Origin of the sequence: Kitasatospora sp. NPDC059747, assembly GCF_042732955.1 — a bacterium.
Lineage (GTDB): Bacteria > Actinomycetota > Actinomycetes > Streptomycetales > Streptomycetaceae > Kitasatospora.
Map to the genome: position 1 here is coordinate 1 of NZ_JBHWGV010000020.1, position 10,268 is coordinate 10,268.

Annotated in this window: 7 protein-coding genes; 5 read left to right on the top strand and 2 right to left on the bottom strand. The window is 73.7% G+C overall.

Features of this window, described 5'->3' with window-relative positions:
* Positions 1–510 precede the first annotated feature (510 nt).
* Together guaA and ACFV4G_RS11435 are read left to right on the top strand one after the other, a co-directional pair.
* Entirely contained in the window at positions 511–2,106 is a 1,596-nt protein-coding gene (guaA, locus tag ACFV4G_RS11430) for a glutamine-hydrolyzing GMP synthase (RefSeq protein ID WP_380438959.1), read from the top strand.
* Positions 2,107–2,310: 204 nt separating this feature from the next.
* Positions 2,311–3,336, top strand: a complete 1,026-nt coding sequence (locus ACFV4G_RS11435; RefSeq protein WP_380438961.1) for a Rieske 2Fe-2S domain-containing protein — start codon at positions 2,311–2,313, stop codon at positions 3,334–3,336.
* A 15-nt stretch (positions 3,337–3,351) separates the two neighbouring features.
* Here ACFV4G_RS11435 and ACFV4G_RS11440 read toward each other — a convergent pair whose 3' ends face one another.
* Both ACFV4G_RS11440 and ACFV4G_RS11445 read right to left on the bottom strand, forming a co-directional pair.
* Positions 3,352–3,561, bottom strand: a complete 210-nt coding sequence (locus ACFV4G_RS11440; protein WP_380438963.1) for a hypothetical protein — start codon at positions 3,559–3,561, stop codon at positions 3,352–3,354.
* The gene (locus tag ACFV4G_RS11445; RefSeq protein ID WP_380438965.1) at positions 3,558–5,069 is read right to left on the bottom strand and encodes a PspC domain-containing protein; all 1,512 of its coding nucleotides are present in this window, start codon (positions 5,067–5,069) and stop codon (positions 3,558–3,560) included. The genes ACFV4G_RS11440 and ACFV4G_RS11445 overlap by 4 nt, the downstream gene beginning before the upstream one ends.
* A gap of 133 nt (positions 5,070–5,202) precedes the next feature.
* On the opposite strand from ACFV4G_RS11445, the gene ACFV4G_RS11450 reads away from it, so the two are divergent.
* The 3 genes from ACFV4G_RS11450 to pcrA all read left to right on the top strand — a co-directional run bounded on the left by ACFV4G_RS11450 (position 5,203) and on the right by pcrA (position 10,092).
* A complete protein-coding gene (locus ACFV4G_RS11450; RefSeq protein ID WP_380438968.1) occupies positions 5,203–6,669 on the top strand; it encodes a PspC domain-containing protein in 1,467 nt (488 codons plus the stop codon).
* Entirely contained in the window at positions 6,662–7,339 is a 678-nt protein-coding gene (locus ACFV4G_RS11455) for a response regulator transcription factor (protein WP_329927624.1), read from the top strand. The genes ACFV4G_RS11450 and ACFV4G_RS11455 overlap by 8 nt, the downstream gene beginning before the upstream one ends.
* 98 nt (positions 7,340–7,437) lie before the next feature.
* Positions 7,438–10,092, top strand: a complete 2,655-nt coding sequence (gene pcrA / locus ACFV4G_RS11460) for a DNA helicase PcrA (RefSeq protein ID WP_380438971.1) — start codon at positions 7,438–7,440, stop codon at positions 10,090–10,092.
* Positions 10,093–10,268 lie beyond the last annotated feature (176 nt).

Sequence of the window (10,268 nt, forward strand, 5' to 3'; positions counted from 1 at the left end):
GGGCGGCGGCGCCCGCCCCGCGCCCCCCCCCCCCCCCCCCCGCGCGGGGGGGGGGGGCGGGGGGGGGCCCCCCCCCGCGCCCCCGCCCCCCGCGCCCCCCCCCCCCCCCACCTCGCGGTCCAGTCGTGGCCGGGGTCGCTGTCCCCTGCTGGCCGGCCGCGGCACCCGCGCACGGTCCCACGGCGCGCCGCGCCCGGTCTGGCCGGAACGACGGCGGCGCCACGTGCGCCGGTGGACTGGAATGGAGCTCCACGCGTGGTCCTGCGTGACGCGCGGCGGCGCCCCGCGCCCGGGGCGGAGGCGGCGCGTCTGGCGGGCGCGGCGCGGTCGCACGTCGTGTGAAGCAACGAAGCGCGAGCCCGTCCGGTCACGGCCGCTTGGACGTGCAGACGAGTGAAACCGGGCAGCCCGGTAGAATCGGGCTCAGACACCCCCACCCGTCGCCGTCGTGGCCCCTGCCCGGGACGCGTGCCGAGCGACACCCTCGATACCGCTGCCGGAAGGCCGTCTGTGTCCGCTGCAATTCCCGTCCAGTCCGTACCTGAGACCGACACCGTGCTGGTCGTCGACTTCGGTGCCCAGTACGCCCAGCTCATCGCCCGCCGGGTGCGTGAGGCCCGGGTCTACAGCGAGATCGTGCCGAGCTCCATGCCGGTCGCCGAGATGCTCGCCAAGAACCCGAAGGCGATCATCCTGTCCGGCGGCCCGTCCTCGGTCTACGAGGAGGGCGCGCCGCAGCTCGACCGTGCGATCTTCGAGGCCGGCGTCCCGGTGTTCGGCATGTGCTACGGCTTCCAGCTGATGGCCAAGACGCTCGGTGGCACCGTCGACAACAGCGGCGCCCGCGAGTACGGCCGCACCCCGCTGACCGTCAGCCGCTCCGGCTCCACCCTGTTCGAGGGCGTCCCGGCGAAGCACTCGGTGTGGATGTCGCACGGCGACGCCTGCTCCGCGGCGCCCGAGGGCTTCACCGTCACCGCCTCCACCGACGTGGTGCCGGTCGCGGCCTTCGAGAACGACGAGGCCCGGCTCTACGGCGTCCAGTACCACCCCGAGGTGCTGCACTCCGACCACGGCCAGCAGATCCTGGAGCACTTCCTCTACCGCGGCGCCGGCCTCGCCCCGACCTGGACGACGGGCAACGTCGTCGAGGAGCAGGTCGCGCTGATCCGCGCGCAGGTCGGCACCAAGCGGGCGATCTGCGGCCTGTCCGGCGGCGTGGACTCCGCGGTCGCCGCGGCCCTGGTCAACAAGGCCATCGGCGACCAGCTGACCTGCGTCTACGTCGACCACGGCCTGATGCGCAAGGGCGAGACCGAGCAGGTCGAGAAGGACTTCGTCGCGGCCACCGGCGTGCAGCTGAAGGTCGTCGACGCGGCCGAGCGCTTCCTGGACGCGCTGAAGGGGGTCACCGACCCCGAGGAGAAGCGCAAGATCATCGGCCGCGAGTTCATCCGGGTCTTCGAGCAGGCCCAGGCCGAGATCATCGCCGAGGCCGGCGAGCAGGGCGAGTCGGTCGACTTCCTGGTCCAGGGCACCCTGTACCCGGACGTCGTGGAGTCCGGCGGCGGCACCGGCACCGCCAACATCAAGTCCCACCACAACGTCGGCGGCCTGCCCGAGGACCTCCAGTTCCAGCTGGTCGAGCCGCTGCGCAAGCTGTTCAAGGACGAGGTCCGGATGGTCGGCCAGGAGCTGGGCCTGCCGGAGGAGATCGTCCAGCGCCAGCCGTTCCCGGGCCCGGGTCTCGGCATCCGCATCGTCGGCGAGGTCACCGAGGAGCGCCTGGACCTGCTGCGCGAGGCCGACGCCATCGCCCGCGAGGAGCTGACCGCGGCCGGCCTGGACCGCGAGATCTGGCAGTGCCCGGTCGTGCTGCTCGCCGACGTGCGCAGCGTGGGCGTGCAGGGCGACGGCCGCACCTACGGTCACCCGATCGTGCTGCGTCCGGTGTCCTCCGAGGACGCCATGACCGCGGACTGGTCGCGCCTGCCGTACGACGTGCTGGCCCGCATCTCGACCCGCATCACCAACGAGGTCCGCGACGTGAACCGCGTCGTCGTGGACGTCACCAGCAAGCCGCCGGGCACCATCGAGTGGGAGTAGGCACTCCCGCCGGCCCGGGTGTCCGACGCCGGACCGGAGCCTGAACGGCCGCGCCGTCGTTCCCTTGAGAGGGGGCGACGGCGCGGCCGTCGGCGGTTCCGGGGGGTCCGCGTGAGGTGGACCTCCCACCGAAAGCGTTCACGAGCGGGCAGAATGCGGACCGGACCTGTCAGGAGCGGCAGGCCGCGAGGGAAGGTGTGAGGCATGTCGGAGGCTGGCAACTCCGTGGCGGTCGGCGGGGGCGCGGCCGGACGGGCGGACCGGGCGGCCCAGCGGCGGGCGTTCGCGACCCGGTTCGCGATGCTGCCGCTGCGGCTCTTCCTCGGCGTCACCTTCGTCTACGCGGCCCTCGACAAGCTGTCCGACGCGCACTACCTGGCCGGGGCCGGCGATCCGGCGTCGTTCGTCTCGCAGACGCAGGCCGTCCGGGCCGCCAGCCCCGTCTCCTTCCTGCTCGGCCCCGCGCTGGACGCGCCGACCCTGTTCGCGCTCCTCGTGGCCTTCGGCGAGCTGGCCGTCGGCCTCGGCACGCTGCTCGGCCTGTGGGGCCGGGTGGCGGCGCTCGGCGGCGCGGCGATCAGCCTGAGCCTGTGGCTGACCGTCAGCTGGAACGTCTCGCCGTACTACCTCGGCAACGACCTGGTCTACCTGCTGGCCTGGACGCCGCTCCTGCTGGCCGGCACCCCGGAGCTCTCGGTGGACGGCTACCTCGCCCGGCGCGCCGGGCGGGACCGCGAGCGCGGGCTGGGCGAGGAGCACGTGCGGCGCCGGGCCCTGATGGACGGCGGGATCGCCGCCGTCGCGATCGGCGGCGCCGGGCTGCTGACCGGCTCGCTCACCCGGACCTTCGGGCGGGACAAGGCGGCGGCGCCGAAGCAGTCCGCCGCCCCGGTCGCGACCCCTTCCGCGCCCCCCGGGCCGGCCCCCTCGGTGGCCGCCGCGAGCGTGCCGGTCGGCGGCTCGGCCCAGGTCAAGGACCCGGCGACGGGCGACGCCGTCTACATCGTCCAGCCCAAGGCGGGCCAGTACTGCGGCCTCTCGTCGGTCTGCACGCACTCCGGCTGCGCGGTGGACGCCCCCAAGAACGGCCAGCTGTACTGCCCGTGCCACGGTTCGCGGTTCGACGCGGCCACCGGCGCGGTGGTCAACGGTCCGGCCACCAAGCCGCTCGCGAAGTACACCGTCACGAAGAGCGGCGAAAAGCTGAACCTCGGCCCGCAGCAGAGCTGAGCCGCCGGGCAGTGGCTAGTCCCCGTCGTCGGACCGGCCGCGGCGGGCCACCGCCGCGACCGCGCCGGCCAGGCCGCCGGCGCCGAGCACGATGAAGGTGACGGGGATGACGATCCGTCCGTTCACCGACTGGTCGTTGACCGCCGCGACCAGGTAGACCACCGCGATCACGGTGAACAGCGCGCCCGCGATCAGCGAGAACAGGTCGATCCGGTGCTTCCTCACTTCTGGACCACCTTGATGTTGCCGAGTCCGACCTCCAGCATGAGGTCGAGCGTGCCCTTGGACGGCCGGTCGGTGCCGGGGTGGATCTCGTAGGTGTGGCGGCCGGTGCTGTCGTTCCCGTCGCTGCCGGGGACGCTGATGCTGCCGAGCGCCATCTGGGTGACCACGTTGACGGTGACGTCGGAGGGCACCACGACCGTCAGGTCGCCCGCGCCCATCTCCACCCGGCTGGAGAGCTCGGCCCCGGCCGGGTCGAGCGCGCTCAGGTCGAGCCGGGCCTGGCCGGCCCCGAGGCCGTACTTCTCCTTGAGCTGGGACGCCGAGGCGACCGTCCAGGTGCGGTCGCCGAAGGCGTTCTGCAGCGAGTTCGGCGAGCGGCCGACGAAGGCCAGGCCCAGGGTGAGCAGCAGGCCGATCGCGGCCAGCTTGCGGGCCCGGCCGAACTTCGCGCCGACCAGCAGGGTCAGACCGACCACCAGCAGGGCGGTGGCCAGGACGGTCGAGCTCACCACGGTGATGCTGTTGTGGCCGACGGTGGCGGACCAGACCGCGGCGCCCGCGCCGATCGCCAGCAGGAATCCGAAGAAGCCGAGCGCCGAGCGTTCCTTCGGGTGACGGACCACGGTCGGCTTCGGCGGCGCCGCGGGGCCGGCCTTGCGCAGCGGGTCCCCCTCCGGCAGGTCGGTGCGCTGCCACCACGGCTGGGACGGCGTGCCGGGCGGGGGCACCGGGGTGCCGTACGGGGGCGTGGCGCCGGTCTTCGGCGCGCCGCTCCTGGGCGGCGTGGCCGTGGTGCCGTACGGGTTCCGCTCCGGGTGGCGCGGGTCCCACAGGTAGCCGGTCGGGCCGGGGGCGGGGGTGTCCGCGGGGACGGTGCCGGCGGCGCTCCCCCAGCCTTCGGCCGGGGGGACCCCCATGGCGGCGTGCCGGGCGCGGGCCGACTCGTCCTGCGGCACGTCCTGCCGGGGCCAGACGTACGGGGAGCCGGGTGCCTCGGCCTCGGGGAAGTAGCGGTCGTACGGGCCGCCGCGGCGGCGTCCGCGGGCCCGGGCCTTGCGGCGCTCCGGGTCGTAGCGCACCGCCAGGAAGACCAGCCCGGCGAGCAGCAGCAGCGGGAGCATCTGGTCGCCGTCGCCCATCGAGGAGAAGAACACCCCGGTGCCGATGACGGTCAGGAGCACCGCGCCGACCGACTGGCCGTCCACCCGGCCGGTGAGCACCCGCTGGAGCTCGGTGCGCCCGCCGCGGCCGGCGCCCCGGCCGTCCGGCGAGCCCTCGGTCGGGACGACCAGCCAGGCCAGGCCGTACAGGAACAGGCCGAGCCCGCCGGAGAGGCAGAGCACGACGGTGACGACGCGGAAGACCACCGGGTCGATGTCCAGGTGGCGCCCGAGGCCGCCGCAGACGCCGGCCACCACGCGGTGGTGCTCGGCCCGGGTCAGCGGCGGGCGGTCGGGTTCCGGCGGGGCGGCGGGCCCGGCGTCCTGGATGCGGTGGTCCTCGGTCATGGGCACCATCCTCCCGGGCCGGGCCGCCGGGCCCAACCGGTACCAGCCCTGTCCGCACCCTGACTTGTCCCTGATAAGCGGTAGGGACCCACCCTGATGCGCCCGCGGGCGCCCGCGTGGAACCATCGGTGGCGTGGCAGCACCCGGTACCGATCCCCGTCCCCTCGCCCCCGACGCCCCGCCGCCGTCGGGCGGCGACCCGAACGCGTCCGACGGTGGCCGTCCGCCCTACCGCCGGCTCTACCGCAGCCCGCACGGGCGGATGCTCGGCGGCGTCGCGCACGGCCTCGCTGTGCACCTCGGGCTGCCGGTGCGGTGGGTCCGGCTGGCGTTCGTGCTGCTGTTCTTCGCGCAGGGGATCGGCGGGCTGCTGTACGCGGCGTTCTGGTTCGTGGTGCCGATCGGCATCGGCGAGCCCTCGCGGCGCGGCGCGCACTGGGTGTACGTCAACGGCACGTTCGTGCCCGCCGCGCAGTGGCAGGGGCCGAGCGCTCCGCTGACCAAACCGGGGGCCGGCACTGGCTGGGTCGGCCGGCTGCGCGAACTGCTCCAGCACGCCCTGCAGGGCGAGCCGGTCGTGCAGACCGCCGCTGCCGCCACCGAGGGCGAGGCCTCCGCCCGCCCGGCCAAGGGCGGCCTCGGCCAGCTCGCCGCGCTGGTCATGGTCGTCATCGGCGTGATCGCGCTGCTCAACGTCCTCGGCTGGCAGACCGCCAAGCCGTACACCTGGCCGCTGCTGGCGATCGGCGTCGGCGTCGCGCTGGTGTGGCGGCAGGCCGACGACTCGCGCTGGCAGCGCTGGTTCGGCCTGGAGGAGGGGGAGAAGCGGCGCGGCGCCTACACCCGGGTCGGCGCGGGCGTCCTGCTCGCGGTGGCCGGCACGATCGCCCTGCTCGCGATGCAGACCAGCGACTCGACGCTCGGCTCGGTCATCGAGGCCTCGATCGCGGTGCTCGCCGGCGTGCTCGTGCTGCTCGGTCCGTACGGACTGCGGCTCTGGCAGGACCTCGGGGCCGAGCGGACCGCCCGCATCCGCGCCCAGGAGCGCGCCGAGATCGCGGCGCACATCCACGACTCGGTGCTGCACACCCTCACCCTGATCCAGCGCCGGGCCGAGGACCCCAAGGAGGTGCTGCGGCTGGCCCGCTCGCAGGAGCGCGAGCTGCGGCTGTGGCTGTACCGCCCGGAGGCCGCCGCCGAGGCCGCGCCGGAGACGATGGCGGAGACCCTGCGCTCGGTCGTCGCCGAGGTCGAGGACCGGCACGGCGTCCCGGTCGAGCTCGTGATCGTCGGCGACTGCCCGATGGACGAGAAGATCGCGGCACAGATGCAGGCCGCGAGGGAGGCGACCGTCAACGCGGCCAAGTACGGTGGCGGGGGACCGGTCCAGGTGTACGCGGAGGTCGAGGGGAGGACGGTGTCGGTGTTCGTGCGCGATCACGGCCCCGGCTTCGACCCCGACACGGTGCCCGAGGACCGGATGGGCGTACGGGAGTCGATCATCGGCCGGATGAAGCGCAACGGCGGCACCGCCCGGGTGCGGCCCGCGCCGGACGGCGGCACCGAGGTCGAGCTGGAGATGGAGAGAACGAATGACTGAGGCAGCGCCGGAGCGCACCGCTCGCGTCGTGCTGGTGGACGACCACCGGATGTTCCGGACCGGGGTCAGGGCCGAGATCGGGCGCACCGCGGAGACCGGCATCGACGTGGTCGGGGAGGCGGACGACGTCGAGTCGGCGGTCCGCGTCGTCGCCGAGACCCGGCCGGACGTCGTGCTGCTCGACGTCCACCTGCCCGGTGGCGGCGGCGTCGAGGTGCTGCGGCGCTCGGCGGGGGTGATGACCGGCGAGCAGTCGGTGAAGTTCCTCGCGCTGTCGGTGTCGGACGCGGCCGAGGACGTCATCGGCGTCATCCGCGGCGGTGCTCGCGGCTACGTCACCAAGACGATCACGGGGAACGACCTGGTTAACGCGATCTTCCGGATCGCCGACGGCGACGCGGTGTTCTCGCCCCGGCTCGCGGGCTTCGTCCTGGACGCCTTCGCGGCCACCGACACCCCGCCGGTCGACGAGGACCTCGACCGCCTCACCCAGCGCGAGCGCGAGGTGCTGCGGCTGATCGCGCGCGGGTACGCGTACAAGGAGATCGCCAAGCAGCTGTTCATCTCGGTGAAGACGGTCGAGAGCCACGTCTCCGCCGTCCTGCGCAAGCTCCAGCTGAGCAACCGGCACGAGCTCACCCGCTGGGCCACCGCGCGCCGCCTGGTCTGAGCACCGTCCGCACGAGCCCGTCCGCCCCCGGCCCCGCACCGATGGGTCTGCCCGGGCCGGGCGGGCTTGTCGGTGCGGGGCCATAGACTCGGAGTGCCATGAGTAGCCTCTTTGACGACCTCCCGCTCCCCGGTTTCGAGGCCCCCGCCGCCGGGTCGAAGCAGCCCGCCGCCACTCCCCTCGACGAGGAGCCCCCGCCGTTCGAGGACGACGTCCCGTACGACGCGTACGAGGAGGCGATCCCGGAGGGGCTCTTCCACACGGACCACGCCGCCGCGGCCGAGCGCGACGCCTGGTACCGCAACGGCGCCGCCCGGACGGTGGTCGACCCGGCCCAGCTGCTGGAGGGCATGAACGACCCCCAGCGCGAGGCCGTCCTGCACGCCGGCTCGCCGCTGCTCATCGTGGCCGGCGCCGGCTCCGGCAAGACCCGGGTGCTCACCCACCGCATCGCCCACCTGCTCGGCGCCCGCGGCGTGCAGCCGGGCGAGATCCTGGCGATCACCTTCACCAACAAGGCCGCCGGCGAGATGCGCGAGCGCGTCGAGCAGCTGGTCGGCCCGCGCGCCCGGGCCATGTGGGTCTCCACCTTCCACAGCGCGTGCGTGCGGATCCTGCGCCGCGAGTCCAAGGTGCTGGGCTTCACGTCCAGCTTCTCGATCTACGACTCGGCCGACTCCCAGCGGCTGATGTCGCTGGTCTGCCGCGACCTCGACCTGGACCCCAAGCAGTTCCCGCCGAAGTCCTTCACGGCGAAGGTCAGCAACCTCAAGAACGAGCTGATCGACGAGGAGACCTTCGCCGACCAGGCCGCCAACCCGATGGAGAAGAAGCTCGCCGAGGCGTACGCGCTCTACCAGCGGCGGCTGCGCGAGGCCAACGCGCTCGACTTCGACGACATCATCATGACGACGGTGAACCTGCTCCAGGCCTTCCCCGACGTCGCCGAGCACTACCGCCGGCGCTTCCGGCACATCCTGGTCGACGAGTACCAGGACACCAACCACGCCCAGTACATGCTGGTCCGGGAGCTGAGCGGCGGCTCCGTCGCCGCCGCGCCGAAGCGCACCGTGGACGGGGAGTTCGTGAACCCGGCCGCCGCGCACCTCGCCGAGGTGCCGCCCGCCGAGCTGTGCGTCGTCGGTGACGCGGACCAGTCGATCTACGCCTTCCGCGGCGCGACCATCCGCAACATCCTCCAGTTCGAGGAGGACTACCCGAACGCGACGACGATCCTGCTGGAGCAGAACTACCGCTCCACGCAGACGATCCTGAGCGCCGCCAACGCCGTCATCGAGCGCAACGCCAACCGGCGCGAGAAGAAGCTCTGGACGGCCGGCGACCACGGCGAGAAGGTCGTCGGCTACGTCGCCGACGACGAGCACGGCGAGGCCCAGTTCATCGCCGACGAGATCGACCGGCTCACCGACAAGGGCGAGGCCAAGCCCGGCGACGTCGCGATCTTCTACCGCACCAACGCCCAGTCCCGCGTGTTCGAGGAGGTGTTCATCCGGGTCGGCCTGCCGTACAAGGTCGTCGGCGGGGTGCGCTTCTACGAGCGCAAGGAGGTCCGGGACGTCCTCGCGTACCTGCGGGTGCTCTCCAACCCCGAGGACACCGTGCCGCTGCGCCGGATCCTCAACGTGCCCAAGCGCGGCATCGGCGAGCGGGCCGAGGCGATGATCGACGCGCTCTCCTCGCGGGAGCGGATCTCCTTCCCCCAGGCGCTGCTGCGGGTCGACGAGGCGTACGGGATGGCCGCGCGCTCGGCCAACGCGGTCAAGAAGTTCAACACCCTGATGGCCGGGCTGCGCCAGGTCGTCGAGTCGGGCGCGGGCCCGGCGGCGGTGCTGGAGGCCGTCCTGGAGGAGACCGGCTACCTGGCCGAGCTCCAGTCCTCCACCGACCCGCAGGACGAGACCCGGGTGGAGAACCTGCAGGAACTCGCCTCCGTCGCCCTGGAGTACGAGCAGGACCCGGGCGAGCGGCCGGACGCCGGCGAGGACGGCGCGCCGCCGGTCGGCTCGCTGGCCGACTTCCTGGAGCGGGTCGCGCTGGTCGCCGACTCCGACCAGATCCCGGATGCGAAGCAGTACGGGACCGAAGGAGGAAGTCCGGACGAGGACGAGGAGGGCCGGGGCGTCATCACGATGATGACCCTGCACACCGCCAAGGGCCTGGAGTTCCCGGTGGTCTTCCTGACCGGCATGGAGGACGGCATCTTCCCGCACATGCGGGCCCTCAACCAGGTCAAGGAGCTGGAGGAGGAGCGCCGCCTCGCGTACGTCGGGCTGACCCGGGCGCGCGAGCGGCTCTACCTGACCCGCTCGGTGCTGCGCAGCGCGTGGGGGCAGCCCGCGTACAACCCGGCCTCGCGGTTCCTGGAGGAGATCCCGGAGAACCTGGTGGAGTGGAAGCGGACGGGGGCGGCGCAGGCGCCGGCCGCGCGGGGCTTCTCCTCGGGCTCCTCGTGGGGCAAGTCCTCCTCCGGGGGCGGCGGTTCGCGGGCGGGCTCGTCGGCCTCGGCCTCGCCGAAGGCGGGCTGGGGGCAGTCGGCGCGGCGCTCGGGCAAGGTCGTGGAGCGCGAGGCCGTCTCGCTCGCGGTCGGGGACCGGGTCACCCACGACACCTTCGGGCTGGGCACGGTGGTCACCGTCACGGGTGTCGGTGACCGGGCCCAGGCCACGGTGGACTTCGGCACGGAGGGGCGCAAGCAGCTGCTCCTGCGCTACGCGCCGGTGGAGAAGCTCTAGTGCCACCGCGCTGGCAGGCCCGGGCCCTTCGAGCCGGCCCGGCCCGCTAGCGCGGGTCCAGGCCGTTCGAGAGGAACCACGGCAGCGGGTCGAGCGGGCCGCGGGCCCCGCGCGGGGGCGTGAAGTTGGTGGTGGGGGCGGGGGGGGTGGCGCGGGGGGCGGGGGAGGGGGGGTGG